Origin of the sequence: Acidomonas methanolica, assembly GCF_004346035.1 — a bacterium.
Lineage (GTDB): Bacteria > Pseudomonadota > Alphaproteobacteria > Acetobacterales > Acetobacteraceae > Acidomonas > Acidomonas methanolica.
The window spans coordinates 56,232-75,755 of the sequence record NZ_SLZN01000014.1 but is presented as its reverse complement, the minus strand read 5'-3'; the positions used below and the strand labels follow the sequence as shown (position 1 = coordinate 75,755).

Annotated in this window: 15 protein-coding genes; 5 read left to right on the top strand and 10 right to left on the bottom strand. The window is 65.3% G+C overall.

Annotated elements, in window-relative coordinates; all coding sequences use genetic code 11:
- The first annotated feature begins 388 nt into the window (after nt 1–388).
- On the top strand, nt 389–1,033 hold the full coding sequence (locus EDC31_RS11135) for a recombinase family protein (protein ID WP_042057267.1): 645 nt from the start codon (nt 389–391) through the stop codon (nt 1,031–1,033).
- Nucleotides 1,034–1,141: 108 nt separating this feature from the next.
- Entirely contained in the window at nt 1,142–2,050 is a 909-nt protein-coding gene (locus EDC31_RS11130; protein ID WP_132127050.1) for a DUF4145 domain-containing protein, read from the top strand.
- On the opposite strand, the gene EDC31_RS11125 is transcribed toward EDC31_RS11130, so the two are convergent.
- From EDC31_RS11125 to EDC31_RS11095, 7 genes are all read right to left on the bottom strand, one after another.
- Nucleotides 2,028–2,237: a hypothetical protein gene (locus EDC31_RS11125; protein ID WP_042057214.1), complete on the bottom strand. Its 210-nt coding sequence runs from the start codon at nt 2,235–2,237 to the stop codon at nt 2,028–2,030. The two genes, EDC31_RS11130 and EDC31_RS11125, sit on opposite strands and share 23 nt — an antisense overlap.
- 164 nt (nt 2,238–2,401) lie before the next feature.
- Nucleotides 2,402–2,731, bottom strand: coding sequence for an endoribonuclease MazF (gene mazF, locus EDC31_RS11120; protein ID WP_042057216.1), 330 nt, complete (start codon nt 2,729–2,731; stop codon nt 2,402–2,404).
- Nucleotide 2,732: 1 nt separating this feature from the next.
- On the bottom strand, nt 2,733–2,987 hold the full coding sequence (locus EDC31_RS11115; RefSeq protein ID WP_042057218.1) for an AbrB/MazE/SpoVT family DNA-binding domain-containing protein: 255 nt from the start codon (nt 2,985–2,987) through the stop codon (nt 2,733–2,735).
- 241 nt (nt 2,988–3,228) lie between these two features.
- The gene (locus EDC31_RS11110; protein ID WP_239641589.1) at nt 3,229–3,648 is read right to left on the bottom strand and encodes a helix-turn-helix domain-containing protein; all 420 of its coding nucleotides are present in this window, start codon (nt 3,646–3,648) and stop codon (nt 3,229–3,231) included.
- A 475-nt stretch (nt 3,649–4,123) separates the two neighbouring features.
- Complete coding sequence (locus EDC31_RS11105; protein ID WP_042057220.1) at nt 4,124–7,228, bottom strand: efflux RND transporter permease subunit; 3,105 nt, start codon at nt 7,226–7,228, stop codon at nt 4,124–4,126.
- A 1-nt stretch (nt 7,229) separates the two neighbouring features.
- The gene (locus tag EDC31_RS11100) at nt 7,230–8,450 is read right to left on the bottom strand and encodes an efflux RND transporter periplasmic adaptor subunit (protein ID WP_239641584.1); all 1,221 of its coding nucleotides are present in this window, start codon (nt 8,448–8,450) and stop codon (nt 7,230–7,232) included.
- A 147-nt stretch (nt 8,451–8,597) separates the two neighbouring features.
- The gene (locus tag EDC31_RS11095; RefSeq protein WP_042057224.1) at nt 8,598–9,524 is read right to left on the bottom strand and encodes a LysR family transcriptional regulator; all 927 of its coding nucleotides are present in this window, start codon (nt 9,522–9,524) and stop codon (nt 8,598–8,600) included.
- A gap of 105 nt (nt 9,525–9,629) precedes the next feature.
- Between EDC31_RS11095 and EDC31_RS11090 the strand changes: the two genes are divergently transcribed.
- Nucleotides 9,630–10,709 (top strand): aromatic ring-hydroxylating oxygenase subunit alpha, encoded by a 1,080-nt coding sequence (locus EDC31_RS11090; protein WP_042057226.1) that lies wholly within the window; start codon nt 9,630–9,632, stop codon nt 10,707–10,709.
- Here EDC31_RS11090 and EDC31_RS11085 read toward each other — a convergent pair.
- Nucleotides 10,699–12,867, bottom strand: a complete 2,169-nt coding sequence (locus EDC31_RS11085) for a S9 family peptidase (RefSeq protein ID WP_239641585.1) — start codon at nt 12,865–12,867, stop codon at nt 10,699–10,701. The two genes, EDC31_RS11090 and EDC31_RS11085, sit on opposite strands and share 11 nt — an antisense overlap.
- Nucleotides 12,864–14,099 (bottom strand): FAD-dependent oxidoreductase, encoded by a 1,236-nt coding sequence (locus EDC31_RS11080; RefSeq protein ID WP_042057228.1) that lies wholly within the window; start codon nt 14,097–14,099, stop codon nt 12,864–12,866. Before EDC31_RS11080 ends, EDC31_RS11085 begins: the two co-directional genes overlap by 4 nt.
- A 314-nt stretch (nt 14,100–14,413) precedes the next feature.
- Between EDC31_RS11080 and EDC31_RS11075 the strand changes: the two genes are divergently transcribed.
- Entirely contained in the window at nt 14,414–15,307 is an 894-nt protein-coding gene (locus EDC31_RS11075; RefSeq protein ID WP_042057230.1) for a LysR family transcriptional regulator, read from the top strand.
- Between the two features lie 53 nt (nt 15,308–15,360).
- Here EDC31_RS11075 and EDC31_RS11070 read toward each other — a convergent pair whose 3' ends face one another.
- Nucleotides 15,361–17,064: a phospholipase C gene (locus EDC31_RS11070; RefSeq protein WP_042057232.1), complete on the bottom strand. Its 1,704-nt coding sequence runs from the start codon at nt 17,062–17,064 to the stop codon at nt 15,361–15,363.
- 330 nt (nt 17,065–17,394) lie between these two features.
- On the opposite strand from EDC31_RS11070, the gene EDC31_RS11065 reads away from it, so the two are divergent.
- Entirely contained in the window at nt 17,395–19,488 is a 2,094-nt protein-coding gene (locus EDC31_RS11065) for a phosphocholine-specific phospholipase C (RefSeq protein WP_042057233.1), read from the top strand.
- The last annotated feature ends 36 nt before the right edge of the window (nt 19,489–19,524 follow it).

The window sequence follows — 19,524 nt, the reverse complement described above, 5'->3', positions numbered from 1 at the left end:
ATGACATCCAAAGCCAGCCCCCTTCCCGGCTCTCATCTTGAATCAGATCACGCCGCCAAGGGGAATCCCTAACGATTCAGTTCGTGCAGAAAACGCTCTAGCTTCGTTTATGGAGCCCCCTGGCTTTAGCTGCGTTAGCTTGAGGCGAGGACGACCAATGAAGGGATCCGCTTTCATGGCTCTTTTGGGTTTGCTCGTGTGAGCCAGGCTCATTAGAGTTGCTCGTGGCATAAAAGAGCTAAGATCTTGTGTATGGTGCTTTTGAGTATACCCTATTGAGCTATAAAGTGTACAGCTTTTTGGACTGTGTGCCACGTGGGATGAAAGCGGAATCCGTGGCAGGGGATGGCGACTATCGCCGCTCCGTGTCTCATTGGGCGTGGGGACGATGACGGAGACATCTTCGGCCGTAAAAGTGGCTCGCATCTATATCCGTGTCAGCACCGACGAGCAGGACCTGCGGCGGCAGGAAGCTATCGTCGAGGACGCCAAGGCCGCTGGCTACTATGTGGCAGCTGTCTACCGCGAGAAGGCGTCCGGCGCACGGGCCGACCGGCCCGAATTACAGCGGATGATATCGGATCTGCAAACCGGCGAAGTGGTGATCGCGGAGAAGATGGATCGGATCAGCCGCCTTCCTTTGGCCGACGCGGAGCAACTTGTGAAAGCTATTCGTGATCGAGGCGCGCAGCTTGCTGTTCCGGGTGTCGTGGACCTTTCGGAACTGACCGAGACGGCCCAAGGCGTCACGCGGATCGTTCTGGAATCCGTCCAGGACATGCTTCTACGCCTCGCCTTGCAGATAGCCCGAGACGACTACGAGGATCGCCGTGAACGCCAACAACAAGGAATCGCTTTGGCGAAAGCAGCAGGCCGGTATGACGGGCGAAAACCCAATCGGGCGTTGCACACCCGCGTCATCGCCTTGCGGGAACGCGGAAACAGTATCGCTGAAACCGCTCGCTTGGCTGGGTGCAGCGCCAGCCAGGTCAAGCGGATATGGGCACAGCGCAAGAACAATGATCTCGAATGACTGCTCTCGCTCTCTTCGCGGACGCCGAAGCGCATTTGTGCACTTCCTGAAAGCAGACGTGGCTTCTGGCGTAACAGAAATAGTCTTTGTCGGTCCCGGTGCGGTTCAATGGCTATTGCCATAGGAGTTGCGTGGGGCAATGCTCCCTCGCTGAGAGAGATTGCTTCGGAGAGATTTCCCATGTCCCAGGAAGGGCAGACGGTCAGAGCCCATTGCCCTCGCTGCGACGGGGAGCGGAACTGCCTCATTCGTGCTGAAGCTACGAATGAGGAAGGCAATGATATATTCGAGTGGACAGTCAAAGCCAGAATTGTCTCGTGTGCAGGCTGCGATTATTCGTTCTGCATGAGTGTCTCCGACGAGCGGACGAATTATGAGTATTTGGACAAGGAGGCCGGTGAATACCGCAATCACCCCCCGGACGTCGCATTCCTGCCTCCCACCATATGGCGAAAAACCCCGGTCTGGTTGAGTGTACTTACATACACTAGCGAAGATAAGAATCTTCATCTGTTTGGCATCATGACGGAAGTCTACGAAGCGCTCAATGCAAGACTTGATACGCTGGCTGCCATCGGCATCCGCACATCATTCGAAGTCGTGGCGGAAATTTTGGGTGCACCGGACATAAATTTCCAGAAGAAAATCAGGTGGCTCGTCGACAACAAGGCTGGCCTTCTCACGAGTGAGGAGGAGGCCTTCAGGACTCTCGTCGAGGCGGGGAATGCCGCGGCGCATCGAGGCTGGCGCCCAAAACCTGAGGTCATTGATGCATTGATGGACCTGCTCGAGGGCCTAGTGCGCAGAGACATCGTAGATGATATTATCAGGGTTGTGGAGGATGCGCAGAACGAGCATGAGGCGTCTTCGCGCGCTGACAGGGTTGTCCAGCACAGTCCGTCCATACCCCGCCGGGTCTTTCGCAGCAATATCGTGAGGCTTCCCCTCAAGGCAGACCCCCCGGCAGGTGGCGATACCCCGCCGGACCCTGACATCACCGGCAGCCCGGAGGGGTGATGCGCAGCTCCATCCTGATAGTCTCGAGAGCGCGCTGGCATGAATTGAATGCCTCCGCATAGCGACCGGCGACATCAGGCGGCTTGGCCAGCACCCGGCGCAACGCGTCCTCGGGATTGTCGCCCTGCCGGATGGGGCGCGCCAGAAAGGCTCCGGTGACGCCGGAACCCTCGGGATGCTCGTTCATGCGAATGTCCGTTGTCCGTCGTCAGGGCCTTTGGCACATTTTCGGCTTGAGGTAGCGGAGAGCTGGCTGAACCGCGCCAGGATTGGCAGGGATGTCTACTGCTGAGTGTCACAGTCGGAAAGCCGACCTTCCGCATCCCCCCATAGCTGACGTAAGCCTACTCCTCACGTCCCGATCAGCGCCCGAGCTTTTGCGCGGATTTCCGAAAGCTCCGCTTCAGACACATGCCCCTTCCTTCGAGCACCGCGCGCTCGCCAGTCGAGGGACTTCACCTGATCCGCGAGGGCCGCGCTCCGCCGGTCGTTGTCGATCGCAACCTCGAAGGGGTAACCCTTCCGCTTCGTGGTTAGCGGGCAGCACAGCATCAGGCCAATCCGATTGTAGGAAGCTGGGGACAGAACGACGGCAGGGCGATGGCCAGCCTGCTCGTGCCCGGTCTGAGGCGAAAAATTGAGCCAGACGATTTCCCCGGCGTCCGGCACATAGGCGGGCATGTCAGAGGCGTTCCCCGCCAACCGGCTCCCCGAAATCGACTTCGGAGTGGACATTCTCCGGCGTGATCCCCGCCAGCAGGTCCGCCAAATCATATTCAGTAACCGTGATCGGCTCGATGATGACGCGACCGCTTTCCTCGCGCACATCGACCGGCTGATCCAGCTTCAGGCCTGCCGCCGCCAAGACTGACGCGGGGATGCGAACGGAGGCGCTATTGCCCCATTTCTTCACCATGGCCTTCATCGTCACCTCCATAGCGTAGGACAGTGTATAAACTATGGATCAACATGGCGAATGTCAACATCGTATCAACGCCAACGTTATTCGGCGTTCACGGGGCACCGTCCGCGCGGTTTGCTCGTCTTCAATACCAATGCGGGCTTGCTCATTTCCTCTGGCCTGACTGGCGAAGAGCGAGCGCGGAGCGGGAGCCGCGTAGTGCGCCGAAGGCGTCTTCGCTGGCCGCTTCTTTTGGTGCCGCGATGAAGAGGGCGCCTCATGCACTTTTCCAGCCGTTAATGACCTCGATCCACTCGCACGGGGAGAGGGTAGGGCCGTGCGGCTCGGGGTATCGCCGCCCGAAAAGCGGCCTTTCAGACGTCTTAGATATATTTCCAGACGCCTTCTGTGCCATCCTGTCACTTAGATGCCGGACGCGCTGGAAAACGGCGCGCGCCATGTGTTTTCCGGCGGCTCGAACCTGATCGACTGCGCTGACGATCAGGCGATAGCTGTTGCTGGTGCGGACGATCTTCCCGCCTTCTCGTTTCACCCTATGGGTTCGCTCGACGATCCCGAGTTCATACGCCCGATCAAGGGCGCGGATCACCGTCCGCACGGAATAGCGGCAGGCTTTGGCGATGGCGTCATGGCTGGGATAGAGCCCCCCTCGGCCGGAGAAGGTTGCCAGCGTCATCAGAACCGATTTCTCGGACGGTTTCAGCGTTCCGTCGAAAAAGAGGTCCATGACCTGTCGGCGGAAGGCGACCTTGAGGGAAGGACGACCGCTCATGACGCGGCCTCCCCCGACAGGATCGAGCCGTTTAAGGCACCAGCCCGAATCGTGTCCCGCCGTCTCAGAAGAGAGGGGGATTGCTTCCCATCCGTCGAACGATTCGATGTTGTGGGAAAACTGTCCGGTGAGGTGATGAGGCCGGTGACAGCGGAGTCAGTTTCTGGTGCGCTCTTCGCACGCATTGCACGATTCACTCTTGATCGTGCGTGCTGTTTTTGAACGGTTTAGACCATCTAAGTCTCTGATTTCGTTGGGGTCAGCCGGTTTTGACATGGTAGGGGTCACAGGTTCAATCCCTGTTGCGCCCACCATCCGGTCCGTGGAAAATCAGCGGGTTTTCCGCGATGCCCGCGTCGGATGGCGCTCCATGACACAGCTATTGCCGCGCCTGTCCGGGTGAGCCTGTCTCCCGCCGGCCCATGACCCGCGCATAGAGCGAGGGCAGGACGAGGAGCGTCAGCAGGGTCGAGGAGATGAGGCCACCAATGACCACGGTGGCCAATGGGCGCTCGATCTCCGCGCCGGCGCTGGTCGAGACGGCCATCGGGATGAACCCCAGACTCGCGACCAGGGCCGTGGCCATCACGGGCCGGAACCGCGTCTCCGCGCCGCTGAAGGCGGCGGCCTCCACTGTCATGCCTTCGCGGCGCCGTTGCTGGATCGTGCTGACGAGCACGACGCCGTTGAGAATCGCCACGCCGAACAGCGCGATGAAGCCGATCCCGGCCGAGATGCTGAAGGGCAGGCCGCGCAGGACGAGCGCGAAAATGCCGCCGGTCGCGGCGATCGGGAGATTGACGAACACCAGCAGCGCGGCGCGGACCGAGCCCAGCGCGAGATAGAGCAGCCCGAAAATCAGCGCCAGCGCGATAGGAACCACGATCTCCAGCCGCGCCATCGCCGAGTGCAGGTTGCGGAACTGTCCGGCCCAGGCGATGTGGCTGCCGGGCGGCAGCGGCACCCTGGTCGCCACGGCGCGCTGTGCCGCCGCGACGAAGGACTCCAGGTCGCGCCCGCGGACATTGGCCTGCACGACCACGCGCCGCTGAATCTCGTCGCGATTGATGCTCGGCGGGCCGTCCGCCACCGTGACCGTCGCGATTTCCGAGAGGGGAACCGCACCCTTGCCGTCCGCACGCCGCACCCTCAGCCGGGCGATATGGTCCCGGTCGCTCACGGAGGCCGGGTCGAAGCGGATCTGCGTGGCGATGATGGCGTTGTTCACCATGACCGGCCGCCCGATATGCCCGCCCACCGCCTCCACCGCGTCCAGCATGTCCTGCAACGCCACTCCGAGCCGGGCCGCGCGCGTCCGGTCGATATCGACATGGATATAGGAGACGCTGCCTTCGCCCAGTTCCGCGACATCCGCAGCCCCCGGCACCGCGGCGATCACGGCCGCCACCTGCCGGCCGAGGCGGGAGAGGGTGGCCAGATCGTCGCCATAGATCGAAACGGCGATCTGCGAGCGCACGCCGGCGAGCAGATCGTCCATCCGCATCTCGACCGGCTGGCTCCAGTTCTGCTGCGCCTCGGGAAGCGCGTCCGACAGCGCCTTGCCCATGGCGGCCACCAGACCCGCCTGGGTGCGGGCGGTTTTCCACTGCGAGGGGGGCTTGAGAAAAATGAAGCTGTCGGTCTCGTTGACACCCATCGGGTCGGTCGGGATCGCCGAGGTGCCGGTATTGCTCACCACCGTCGTTACCTCAGGGAACGACTTGAGGATCTTTTCCTGCTGCGTGACTTCGCGCAACGCCTGCGGCAGCGAGATGCTGGGCAGGCGCGTCGTCGTGACGGTCAGCGCGCCTTCGGCGAGAGAGGGGATGAACTCCCCGCCGAGCCGGCTCGCCAGAAGGAGCGAGACGACGAGTAAGCCGCCCGTCATGGCGAAAATGGCGGTGGACCGGGTCCGGCACCAGTACAGTAACGGCAGGTAGCGTCGCCGGAGTGCTGCGATCAGCCGTGTCTCGTCATGCACCGGGGCGCGGCGGAGCAGGATGGCGGCGAGCACGGGGATTGCGATGAAGCCATAGGCCAGCGATGCGAGCAGCGCCATGATGACCGTCTGCGCCATCGGGCGGAACATGTTGCCCTCGATGCCCTGCAAGGTCAGGATCGGCAGATAGACCATCACGATGATGAGGATGGCGAAGCTCACGGGCCGGGCGACTTCCGCCGCCGAGGCGACGACCTGCGCGTCGAACGGCGGCGCTGCCCCGCCCCGATGCGCCGCCTGGTTCCGGAGCGTCATCAGATGCTCGATCACCACGAGCGACCCGTCGACGATCATGCCGAAATCGATCGCGCCCAGACTCAGCAGATTGGCGGAAATGCCGAACCAGCGCATGCCCGTCATGGCGCAGAGCAGGGAGAAGGGGATCACCGAGGCGATGACCAGCGAGGCGCGCCAGTCGCCGATCACCAGGACGAGCACCAGGATGACCAGCAACGCTCCGAGAAGGAGGTTTTCCTTCACCGTCGCGATCGTCTTGTCGGTCAGGGTGGACCGCAGATAATACGGCTCGATCGTCACGCCGCGAGGCAGGGCGTGGTTGATGGCGGGCAGGGCGCGGTCGATGGCGGCCAGGGTGGCGTTCGAACTCGCGCCGATGCGCATGAGCACCACGCCGGTCACGATCTCGCCGCGTCCGTCGCGCGTCACGGCGCCGAGCCGCGTGCGCGCGCCGAGCGAGATCCGGCCCAGGTCGCGGAGATGGATCGCGCTGCCGCCCGGATCGGTGCGGACCGGGATCGCGCCGAAATCGGCGAGCGACGTGACGCGGCCGCGCCCGACGACGATCTGCTGCTCCTGATGATGCTCGATCCAGCCGCCGCCGGCATCGGCGTTGTTCTGCTCCACCGCGCGATACACCTCGCCGAGCGAGATGCCGAGCGCCAGAAGACGGGCGGGGTCGATGGCGAGCTGGTAGGTCTCTTCCGCGCCGCCGTTGATGTTCACGTCGACCACGCCGGGCACCAGCTTCAGCTTCGGCGCGACCGTCCAGGTCAACAGCCGGTTCAGCTCTGTCAGCGAATAGCCCGGACCCTTGAGCTGGAACTGCATGATCTCGCCCAGCCCCGTGGCGAGCGGGCCGATATTGAGCGTGACGCCCGGCACGGTGATCAGGTCGCGCGCCCGCCGGAGACGCTCGTCCACCCGCGCGCGGTCGAGATCGATGTCGGTGTCGTCGTTGAACTGGACGTAGACGACGGAGACGCCCGCGCGCGAGACGGAGCGCAGATCGGTGATCTCCGGTATCCCCGCTATGCTGGATTCGACGGGGAAGGTGATGAGCTGCTCGACCTCCTCCGTCGCCAGACCCGGCGCGACGGCGGTGACGAGTACCTGGCGCGGCGAGATGTCGGGCACGGTCTCCACCGGCAATCCGAACACCGAGGCGATCCCGGCGGCAGCCAGTACGACGATGACGCCGAGAACCGCGAGGCGGTTCTTCTGGAACCAGGACAGAATGCCGTGCAACTCAGCCCTCGCCCGCCTCGTGCGATCCCATGAGCAGGACGGATTTCAGCGCGAACGCGCCATGGGTGACGACCGCCTCGCCGGGTTTCAGCCCGGAGACGATTACCGCTTGGTCCGGAGTCTCCAGCCCGACCTCGACCGGGCGCATGCGGAAGCGTCCGTCAGTTCCCGATCCGTCATCCACAGGGACGAACACCACGCTCCGCCCGTCGATCGTCATGACGGCGTCGGCGGGAAGGACGATGCCCGGCACCGTCTCGCGCGACGGGAGGGTGGTATGGAGCATCATGCCGGGACGCAGCGCGCCGCTGCTGTTGTCGGCGCGGCTCAGGACGCGCACCAGCCCGGTGGCCGGGTCGGCGGCGGCGGCGATGGAGAGGATCGGCGAGCGCAGGCGCGTTCCGTCCGGCGCGACGCTCTCCTGCATTCCCGTGGGGTCGACCCGTTCCGCATCTTGCGGCAGGACGTCGGCTGCGATCCAGATACGGGAAAAATCGACCACGGTCGCGACGATCTGGGTCGGTTCGACATTGTCGGCGACCGCGACCGGGATCGACTGCACCTCTCCTGCGACGGGCGAGAGCAGGCGCGAGGTTTCGTCATCGGAGGTCTCGCTGCGGTTATCCGCCTCCGTCACCGAGTTATATTCCTCATTGAGCTGATGCCGCAGCGTCGCGAGATCGGCCTGGCGTGCCGTCAGCTCGTCCGCGGCCGCCTGCGCCAGGGCGAGGCGGCGCCTGACTTCGCCCATGGCGATCACCTGCCCGGAGAGGAGTTTCGCGCGGTTGTAGGCGGCCTGCGCTTCGGCGCTGTTGGTCTGCGCGCTCGCGAGGGCGGCCTTCGCCTTGGCGACTTGCAGCCGCACGAGATGAAGCGAATGATCCTGATAGGTCAGCAATATCTGTCCGGGCTTGACCTTCTGCCCCGGCAGCACATCGACCGTCAGCACCTTTCCGGACCCGGCGGGCTGGATTTTCACCATGCGGTCCGGCGGCGGAATGAGCATCCCCATGGCGTCGATGGGCCGGGCAAGCGCGCCATGGGCCGCTTTGCGGATCTCCAGCCCCGCTTCCTGTCGCGCGGCGGCGCCCAGCGTGACGACGGCATCCGCGGAGGCGCCTTCGGCTCGAGCGGCGGGCGCGGTCTGAAGGTCAAGGAAGGCACATGTCGAGAGAACCGCCACCATCAGCCCGGTCCGGCCCTTCGAACGGCCGTGTCTCATATGATGCATTCGCGACCACGCGCGCGGAGGCCATGCCGCATGTCGGGGGGGGAAACTCATCATGCGGCCTTTTTCCCGGTCAGGGGCCTCGAACATCCTGCGTTCAGTCTGACTGAACAGGCCGGCGGAACCTAGCATGACAGGGGGTCACGGTAAAGAGTCCGGATGCGCCGGAACCATCTCCGCGAGCGCCTGTTCGAGACTGTCCGCGACCAGACGGGCGGCCACGGAAAGCGGCCTGCCACGGTCATGGACGAGCGCCAGGGAAAGCTGGAGGGCCGCGCCGCCGTCGAGCGGGGTGAAGCAGAGCCGGTTCTCGCGCAGGTCGTCCATCACATCCAGCGCGCTCAGCAGGCTGATCCCCGTCCCGGCAGCCACGAGAGAGCGGATCATCGCCACGTTGTTGCTGGAGGCGACGCGCCGGACGGGTGCGCCCATGGCGGCTTCCAGCCGCTCGAACACCTCCGCGATGGCGAGCGGGCGGATGGGCGCGATGGTCGGCTCCTCCGCGCAGACGGAAAAGCGCAGCGAGGCGCGCTCGTGCAGACGCAGGGCGGGGGCGGACACGATGCCCAGCGGGAAGCGGGCGGAGGCGCGGACGAGCAGCCCGCGCGCGGGATCGGGGTCGAGCAACATGGCGAGATCGGCCTCGCCGCGATCGAGACGCGCCCTGATGCGGCTGTTTTCCTCGATGCGGATCGTCACGCCGATGCCCGGGTGATCCCTCCGCAGCCGGGTGACGACGGCGGTGACGGGCGCGGCGGCGAGCGCCTCGGGAATGACGAGATCGACCTGCCCGCGCCGCAACCCCTTCAGATCCTCGATCTGGCGGGTCACGTCGTCGAACTCCCGCGCCCAGCGCAGGGCATGGGCGTAGAGCGTCTCGCCGGCGGCGGTCAGCCTCATGCCCGAGGGCAGCCGCTCGAACAGCGCGACGCCGAGCGCGGCCTCGCCCTGAAGAAGCTGCCGGTCGACGGCCGAGGCTGCGATGCGCAACTCGTCCGAGGCGCGGCGGATCGAGCCGTATCGGGCGACGGCGAGGAAGTAACGCAGGAACCGGGAGAACGCCGCCATCGAGTGCTCTCTTTTTGCGAATGAAGAGTAAGAAATTATGCTCTATACGAGAACGGGCCCGTCGTGAAATGCTTCGCTCACACCACATCACCGGAGGCCCGCGCCATGTCCGCCGCCACGCACCCGCCGACCCGCACCGCCTCCGCCGCTTCGGAACGGCCGCTGCCGCGCGACTGCACCTTCCTGCCCGAGGACTGGCGCATCCTGGCGCGGTGCTGGTTCCCGGTGGCGTTGAGCCGCGAGGTGGAGACTGCGCCGCTGGGCGTGACGCTGCTGGATACGCGGCTGGTGATCTACCGGGCGGGCGGGACGATCGTGATCGCCGACCATCTCTGCCCGCATCGCGGCGTGCCGCTGGAGATGGGCAATGGCGACGGGGAGACCATCGCCTGCGCCTATCACGGTTTCCGCTACGGGGCGGGCGGGCGCTGCGTCCGCGTTCCCGCCCATCCCGACGCCGCCATCCCGTCGAAGCTGCATCTGCACACCTATCCGGTCCTGGAACGTTACGGTCTGATCTGGACCTGCCTCGCCCCGGACGAGACTCCGGACGGCGAGCCGGTGATCCCGCCGATGCCGCATTGGGACGAGCCGGCGTTCCAGCAGATCACCTGCCCGTGGATCGACATCGGCGGGTTCGCGGGGCGGCAGGTGGAGGGCTTCATCGACGTGGCGCATTTCGCCTTCGTGCATACGGGGACTTTCGCCGATCCCGACAATGCTGTCGTCCCCTCCTACATGCCGCGCCCGACGGCGGACGGGTTCGAGGCGGAATATCGCAGCAATGTCGGCAACTACCCTATCGGCGCCACCGGGCGCGGACGTCCCGGCTTCGAATGGCTCCGGCATTTCCGCGTCCATGTGCCGTTCACGGCGACGCTGGAGATTCATTTCCCCGATGAGGGGCGGCTGGTCATCATGAACGCGGCCTCGCCCGTTTCCGCCCGCAAGACGCGCATGTTCGCGCCGATCTGCCGGAATTTCGACAAGGATATTCCGGTTCAGGCGGTGTACGACTTCAACCTGCGGGTCTTCGAGGAGGACCGCGCGCTGGTCGAGGCGCAGAAGCCGGAGAACCTGCCGCTCGACCCGGCGCTGGAGGCGCATGTGATGGCGGATCGCAGTTCCATCGCCTATCGGCGCGCCCTGCGCGGCATGGGCTTCAGCCAGTTCTTCACGGCCTGAGCGCCGAGTCGAGGAAGCGGAGCGTCCAGCGATAGGCGGCGAGCCAGTCCGCCGACCGGAGAAACGCGTGACGCTCGCCGGGAAAGACATGCTCCTCGAAAGGAATGTCGCGCGCCGTCAGCATGCGCGCCAGAAGCGTCGACTGGTCGAAGGAGACGTTGTGGTCGTCGTCGCCATGCACGAGCAGCACGGGCGACCGCCAATGCCCGAGATCGGCGACCGGCGATGACCGCCATTCCCTATCATGCGCCGTCCGGTTCTCCTCGGGCGAGAGCCCCGGGTGATCGGGCTGCGTCAGGTCATGCACGCCATGGAAATCCACCCCTGCCGCGAAGAGGTCGCTGTCGCGCGCCAGGGCCAGAGCGGCGAGATAGCCGCCCCAGCTTCCGCCCCAGATGCCGATCCGGCGCGCATCCACATCCGCGCGCCCGCCCAGATAAAACGCTCCGGCACGCACGTCGCGATATTCGCTGGCCCCCTCGCGCCCGATCCCCGGCGCGTCCCGGAAGGCGAGGCCGTATCCGGTTCCGCTGCGATAATTCACCGAAAGCACCACATAGCCGCGCGCGGCGAGGCGTTGATTGAGGAGATAGGCGTTCGAATAATAGCCCATGGCGTTGAAGGCGGGCAGCATCTGCCGTTCCGGGCCGCCATGCACGAAAATGAGGGCCGGATGGCGCGCAGGTCCGCCCGGCGGCGGCAGGAAAATCTGCCCGTGAATGTCCAGCCCGTCCGCGCTGCGAAAACGCGCGTCCTGCGGCGTGACGAAGCTGACGCCCGCCGGCAGGGCGGGAAGCGCCGGTTCGCGGCGCCGGCCCGCCCGTAGCACGAGCGGGTGCGCCGTTCGGGTGACGCCCGTCGCCATGACGGCGATGTCGTCGCCCGCCGTGGTCAGCGTCGTCACCTGTTCGTCCGGGCCGGTCAGCGCGGTCGGCGCGCCGCCGGAGAGCGGCTGCGACCAGGCGCGCCAGCGGTCGTGATCGCCCGGATTGGCGGTATAGAGCAGGCGCGCGCCGTCCCGGGACAGGCGATACGAGGCGAATTCCGCGCCGTCCGGCGTCAGGCATGTCGGGGCGGCTGGACCGCCGGAAGCGGGAAGCGCGCAGAGCCGGAGCCAGCCGCTGCCTTCCCAGGGAAAGAGCACGCGCCCGTCCCGCGTCCAGGCGAGGCCGACGCCCTCCGGCGCCCAGAACCGGCTGCCGTTCCCCTCGGGCGCCGTCCAGAGCACGCGTTCGACGCCATTGGTAACGTCATAGACATGCAGGGACCAGAACCGTCCTTTTCCGCGCTCCGCCGTCAGAAGCGGCTCGCGCATGCGGGCGAAGGCGAGGGAGCGGCCGTCTGGGGAAAAGACGGGCAGGCGGTCGAAGGCCAGAGCGGGCGGGATATACCGGGGCGGAGAATCCGGTTTCGCCGCGGCGAGCGCGATGACGCCATGCGTTCCTCGGTCGATCTCCACGGCGATCCGCGTGCCGTCCGGCGACCAGACGGGCGCGGAGAGATCGCCCTGCGCGGTGAACACCGTGTGCGCGGGCTGTCCCGGCGCGCCGATGCGCAACGTTCCGGCCTGGACGAAAGCCAGCCAATGCCCATCCGGCGAGAAGACGGGGGAATGGCCGTCACCCATCGCGAGGTTTCGCCCGTCCGGCAGGAGGACGCGCACGGTCTGCCTGCCGGGAAGCGGCATGTTGTCGGCATTGGGTGGGGTGTCGCCAGGATATTCCGCATCGCCGCCCTCGACGAAAGCCAGCATCCGCCCGTCGGGCGACAGCGCGAGGCCCCAGAGGCTGGTTCCGTCGGGCCGTGTCGAACTGGTCAGGCGGCGCGGCGGCGCGCCGTCATCCGAGACGAGGAGAGTCCGCGCGCCGTCGCGTTTTTCGACCCAGGCGATCCGGCGCGCCGCCTGCGCCCCGACGAGATCGCTCGCGAAGGGCATCGCCAGCAGGGGGGCCAGCGCCGGGTCGTCCGCCGAAGGGTGTGCCAAAGGGTGCGCGGCATGGGCGGGGAGGGCGGTCAGGGCCAGGAGCGCCAGCCCGCTCCGCAAGCCCGCGAGTCGGATCAATCGCTTCATTCTCCGGCTCAGGTCGGGACGCTCGTGATCTTCCTCGGGATGCCTGTCCGCCCCGCCGTGGCGCATCGCGTGTCGTGTCGTCGTCATGCCGAACCGCCTTTCCCGTCCCGGCGGGCCACGATGTCCCGAATCCGCAAGGCCGAGCCGACGGAGAGCGTGAAGCCGAGCGCGCCATGACCCACGTTCAGCAGCAGGTTGTCGATGCGTGTACGCGTGACGAGTGGCACGCCGGTCGGCGTGGCGGGACGCAATCCGGCCCAGGGAGGCTCATCCTCCATGACCGGCATGCCGGGCAGTGTCCGCGCCACCAGCGCGCGCAGACCGGCGATGCGCCGGGGGTCGAGAGAGGTGTCCTCCGCGCCGATATCCACCATCGCCGCGACGCGCAGCCGCTCTCCCAGCCGCGCATAGACGACGCGATTGTCGTAATCCGTGACGCTGATCTCCGGCAGAAAATCGGGAGATGGGCGGTAGGTCAGGCTGTAGCCCTTCAGCCCGTAGAGCGGAAGGCCGAGCCCGAGCGGCCGGGCGAGCGCGCGCGAGGCGATTCCCGCCGCCAGCACGACCAGTCCGGCCTCGAAATCCTGCCCGTCCAGCATGACCTCGCACTGTCCTCTTGCGTCCCGCCGCAGCGTCGCGACCCCATGCACGAGCCGGAATCCGCTCTCTTTCGCCAGCGCGGCGCGCAGGGCCTCGCAGAAGAGATGGCAGTCTCCCACCTCGTCCTGTGGCGAGAAGATGCCCCCCGCGAGCCGCGGCAGCAGGTCGGCGAAGGCAGGGGCCGCCGCGATGCACGCCGTTGGCGAAAGCGCCTGTTCCTGCGAGGCGTCGCCAGCCGTCTGGACGGCGGATTCGGCGGCCTTGCGGAATGTCTCCGCGTTCCGGTACAGCACCAGCTTGCCGGGGCGTCGCCAGAGGAAATTGCCCAGCCCCTCCTCGCGCCAGACCTGCAATTCCCTTTGTCCGCTCAGGGCGAGATCGAGCAGAAGCGCCGCGTTCCGGCGGTTCGTCCGTCGCGAGCAGGCGCGCAGGAAGGCGGCGAGCCAGAGCCATTGATGCGGATCGGCCCGCAGGCGCAGGGAGATGGGGGAATTCTCCCGCAAGAGCCAGCCGATCGCTTCCCGGACTACCCCCGCATCCGCCAGAGGTTTGACATAGCGGTAGCTGAGCTGGCCGCCATTGGCGTAGCTGGCTTCCCGCCCGGTCGCGTCGTGGCGTTCGATGAGCGTGACGTCGTGCCCCTCCCTGACGAGGGCGAAGGCGGTGGTGAGGCCGATGACGCCGCCGCCGATGATCGTGATGGTCTGTCTGGCGGGCATGATCCTTCCGGAATTACGGGTCGTGCAAAACGCGCGCGGGGCGATGTCCGGAGCGCTGGGGCTTGGATGCATGTGTCAGGCCGCATGTGGTCGTCAGGTGGAAAACTAGAAGTCGAATTCCTTTCCGGCCAGTCCAAAGAGGCGCGGTTCCGATAACTCGCGGTTAAGGGCCGTTTCGTACGCGCCAGACGTCGGGCATTCACGTCCTTGGGTTGGATGGAACGGGAAGGAAACGCTTCGTTTCGGCTTCGTTTTGCAGTCACAATAACTCGCGGCTAGACTGTGCGCGCTCAATGGACAGGAGTTCCGTCACGATGCGCTTGCGCCAGATCGAGGTCTTCTATGCGATCATGACGACGGGTTCGCTCCGGCGCGCGGCGGAGGTTCTGAACGTCTCGCAGCCCGCGGCCAGCAAGGTGCTGCGCTATGCCGAGCAATCCCTGGGATTCGCGCTGTTCGAACGGGCGGGCGGGCGTCTGGTGCCGACGCGCGAGGCCCGCATCATGCTGCCGCATGTGAATGCGATCTTCGAGAAACTCCTGGATCTCAAACGCCTGACCGACAATCTCCGCTATGCGCGGGAAGGGCATTCCATCAGCATCGGCTGCGTGCCCAGCCTCGGCCTCAGCCTCGTGCCGCGGGTGATCCAGCGGTATCGTGCCGCCAACCCGGGCATCGAACTGACCATCGACGCATTGCACGGGCCGGAGATCGTCACCCGGCTGCTCAACCGCGATCTCGATCTGGGAGTCGTGTTCGGGGATTATCAGCGCGACGGCCTCACCGTCCATCATATCGCCGAGATCCCGCTGCTGCTGATCGACCGGGAGAGACCGGAGGGCGGCGGCGTCGCCCTCTCGGCGATCGACCCGGCGCGCTATATCGGCCTGAGCGAGAACGATCCCACGGCGCGTCTCCTCGACATGGCGCTGGAGGAAACCGGCTTCTCCACCTCGCCGTCGGTGCGGGTGCGCACGCATTACATGGCCGCGGAGCTGGTGCGGCTCGGCGGGGGGTGCGCCATCGTGGACGCGCTGACCGCCCTGCATCATCCGGGACTGCCGCGCCCCTGCACGCTGTCGCCGCCGCTGGGCATCGCCTGCACGGTGCTCTTCCGCGCCGATCATGCGCTGTCGCAGATCGCCAGAAATATCCTCGCCCTGCTGCGGAACGAGTTGGGCGTCGATCTCGCCGCGCTGGCGGCGTAGGGCGGTGGAGCATTTCCGCCCGTTCGGATGATTCCATCTGAACTGGATCTGTTCTAACGCGCCGGCGCGGCGGACTGGCCGTGGGGAACGGACGCCGGCCCCTTGGGCGCGCCGTTGTACGTGACGTCGCCGGTCTCAGGGTCGAGGAGAAGGATCTCGGGATTCGGGGGGCGATGGAAATCGAACAACCCGTCGAGATCGCCGGACGTGGCGTCGAATGCGCCGCCGCCCAGCCTTGCGCCGTCCAGCCAGTTGTTCTCGATGAAGCGGACGACCGAGGCCTGGGTGATAAGATCGTGGCCGATATAGTTCGTTTTCGCCCAGGGAGAGACCACGAGCAGCGGAATGCGGGTGCCGGGGCCGCAGCGTCCGTTCACCGGCTTGCCCGCCACGCCGTCCGGGGCGCTGCCTTGCGGACCGCATCGGCCCGGCGCGTCGAGCTGGTCGGCCTTGGCGTCGAAGGAGCCGCGGGTGGTTTTCGTGAAGGCGTGGTCGTACCACCCGTCGGAATCGTCATAGGTGATGATGATGGCGGTGTCCGCCCATTCCGGGCGCGTCTGGATGAAGTTCACGAGCGCGACTATGCCCGTCTGCTCGTCGAGCGGATCGGAATAACCGGCATGTCCGTCCTGATAACCCGGCAGTTTGATGAAGGACACGGCGGGGAAATTCCCTGCTTTCACCGTGGCGTAGAAATCGTTGAGATCATATTGGTGACGGGCCGGATCGGTGTCGGACGTGCCCGGAACCAGCGTGTGGCCGATGGCCGCCATCGAGGCCGGGCGCGCATGGGTCGGGTTGGCGGTGCTGGCGAAATACTGGAACCAGTTGTGATGCGGAATGTAGTCGTTCACGTTTCTCGAAACGACCGTGGAATAGGTCGATCGAGCGCAGCCGGTCGTGCCGTTCGAATCCGTGAGCGTCAGGTCGAATCCGCCCATGAAGCCGCCCCAGGTGATGCCGCGCGCGTTGAGCAGGTCGCCGATCGTCTTCGCGTGCAGCATCACCTGGGTGGCCTTCGACGAGCAGATGTCATAGCCGGGGTCCAGGTCGTTGATGAGCGTGTAGCCTCCCTGGCCGTCATGGATGATGGCGGAATTTATCGCGCCGCGCACGATCTGGAGGCCGTTCGTCTGGCCCGCGACCACTTCGAGCGCGCCTGGCGTCGAGGGGCCGTACGTGTCGGTGTAGGTATTGTCGCTCATGGCGAAGTGCCGGGCATAACGCCACAGCGCCGTGACGGTGTTACCGTCGAAATAACCCATGACCTGGCCCCTGGTGCCGAAAGCCCCGACGCCGCCGGGCGTGCCGCGTCCGGTATGGAGCGGGAAGAGATCGGCCTTGCCGCCGTCATAGGCCATCTGCTCGGCCGTATAGGCGTGATTCTGGTCCGCCGTGCTCGCCTGGGTGCGGTCGAGGCGGAAGGGAAGCGCCGCGTCGGGGCCGTTGGCGGGATTGGTGTTGGGATTCTGCTTCAGGAGATGGGCCGTCCGCAGGTTGTTGACCGGCGGCGTGTCGCCCATGGCGGTGAAGGACGGCTCGCCCGGAGGGTTGGCCGCGACAGGATAGGTGGCGAAGTAATGATCGAACGAGACGTTTTCCTGATAGATCACCACGAGATGCTGGATCGGCGTCCTCGTGCGGGGGCTGTCGGGGGCCTGCGCTGAAAGTGGCATGTCGGCGCGGGCGACGCCCGGAATGATGGCGGACAGAGACAGCAGGCTCGACAGGACATGTCGCGTCCGTTTGGCAAACATTCTTTCGCGGCCCTTCCATGCGGCGTTCGTTGAGCCTGTTACTCGTACACTCATCTTCGTTCCCTGACGAGGGGAGATGGGCCGTGAGCGCCGCCGGTTTTCATGAATATTTCAGATAAGGGTCATATGATTTTCTCTATGCGATATTTAATTTTTCCCGATTTTATGTATTTAGGCGACGTCAGGATTAAAAATCAGAAAACATATCCTGGACGCCCGTCGCGGAAGACTGTTTTCAGACGTTCTGATGCCGAGCGGCAGCGGGACGTGCGGAACAGTCTCCACGCATGAAGGAAGCAGGGGCGTGTCCCCACAGGGACAGGACAGGCCATGGCTGAAACCGATCGCCGGGATTTTCTCAAACTGTTCACGGTCGGCGGTCTCGCCGGATCGTTGCAACAGAGCATCGCGAAAGCCGCATCCCTGCCCGCGAATAACGTGACGGGGACGATACGGGATGTGGAGCACGTCATTTTCCTGATGCAGGAGAACCGCTCCTTCGATCATTATTACGGCAGGCTCCAGGGCGTGCGCGGTTTCAACGACCCTCGCGCGGCGCGGCTCACGAAGGGGACGACCGTCTTCGAACAGCCCCATGGCGGCGGCGCGCTCATGCCGTTCCATCCGGAGGCGGCCGATCTCGGCCTGCAATTCATCGCCGATCTCGCACATGACTGGACGTCCACCCAGGCCGCGTTCAGTAACGGGTGGTGGAATGACTGGATCGCCGCCAAGACCACGACCTGCATGGCGTATATGGACCGCGCCGACATTCCGTTTCATTACGCCCTGGCCGACGCGTTCACCATCTGCGACGCCTATCACTGTTCCATTCTTTCCTCGACCGATCCCAACCGCTATTACATGTGGACGGGCTGGGTCGGGAATGACGGTTCCGGTGGCGGGCCGATCGTCGACAACGCCGAGGCCGGGTATGCCTGGAGCACCTATCCCGAGCGATTGCAGGCCGCCGGAGTTTCCTGGAAAATCTATCAGGACATCGGGACCGGGCTGGACGCCGCCGGGTCATGGGGGTGGGCGAGCAATCCCTATATAGGGAATTACGGCGATACCTCGCTGCTCTATTTCGACCAGTATCGCCGCGCCGCGCCGGGATCTCCTTTGGCGGAACGGGCGCGCAGCGGCACCAATATCGTTGCGTCCGGCACGCTTTTCGACCTGTTCAGGCAGGATGTGCAGTCCGGCGCGTTGCCGCAGGTCTCCTGGCTCGTCGCGCCGGAAGCGTATTCGGAACATCCGAACTGGCCCGCGAATTACGGCGCCTGGTATGTGTCGCAGGTGCTGGACGTGCTGACCGCGGCCCCCGAGATATGGTCGAAAACCGTCCTGTTCATTACGTTTGACGAGAATGACGGGTTCTTCGATCATCTCATCCCGCCGGCCCCGCCCGTCGGCGCCGTCGGCGGCCAGTCCACCGTGTCGCCGACCAACGAATTCTTTCCGGGATCGTCACATTATGCGGCCGGGCCGTACGGTTTCGGGCCCCGCGTGCCGATGCTCGTGGTTTCGCCCTGGTCGCGCGGCGGCTGGGTCAATTCGCAGGTGTTCGACCACACCTCGCTCATCCGTTTTCTGGAGACGCGGTTCGGCCCGTTTTATTCCGGTCTGACGGAGCCGAACATCACCGCTTGGCGGCGCGCCGTGTCGGGCGATCTGACCTCGGCCTTCGATTTCAGGACGCCGAACGCCGCGAAGACGCGTCTGCCGTCCACCGCGTCTTATGCGCCGCCGGACCGGAAGCGTCATGCGAACTACACGCCGGCCGTTCCCGCGACCCAAATCATGCCCCGGCAGGAGAGGGGCGTGCGTCCCGCCCGCGCGCTGCCGTATGATTTGCACGTACAGTCCACCCCGCCGGGGCATGCGCGAAGCATGGGCCTCACCTTCGTCAATACGGGAAGCGCCGCGGCGGTGTTCCATGTGCGCGACCTGCGAAACGGCGTGGCCCCGCGATATTACACGGTCGAGAACGGCAGGTCGCTTGTCGATCACTGGGTCGTTGCGGAGGATGGCGGCTACGTGCTGGACGTTCACGGTCCGAATGGTTTCTTCCGGTCCTTTGCCGGGCTGGCGGGCGCAGTTGCGACAAAGGTGTCCGTCATGACGGAATCGCATCGGTTCGCACAGAGTCTCGTCATCGAACTGCGTAATCACGGGGATCGAAGCGTCGTGCTGAACGTCGCCGATGCCTATGGCGGTCTCAGTTTCGCGCCGGTGAGGATCGCGCCGCTGGCCGCGCATGCGCTCACCGTCGCCGCGTCACACAAAGGCGGCTGGTATGACGTCACGATCACGGCGGCGGGCGACAGTCAGTTCGCCCTTCAACTCGCGGGACATCTGGAAAACGACCGGCCGAGCATCACCGATCCTCTGATGGGCGGCGTGCCCGGTCTGACGGTCTGACGCGTCCCGCATCTCCGAAGCCGGGTCGGAAAAAAC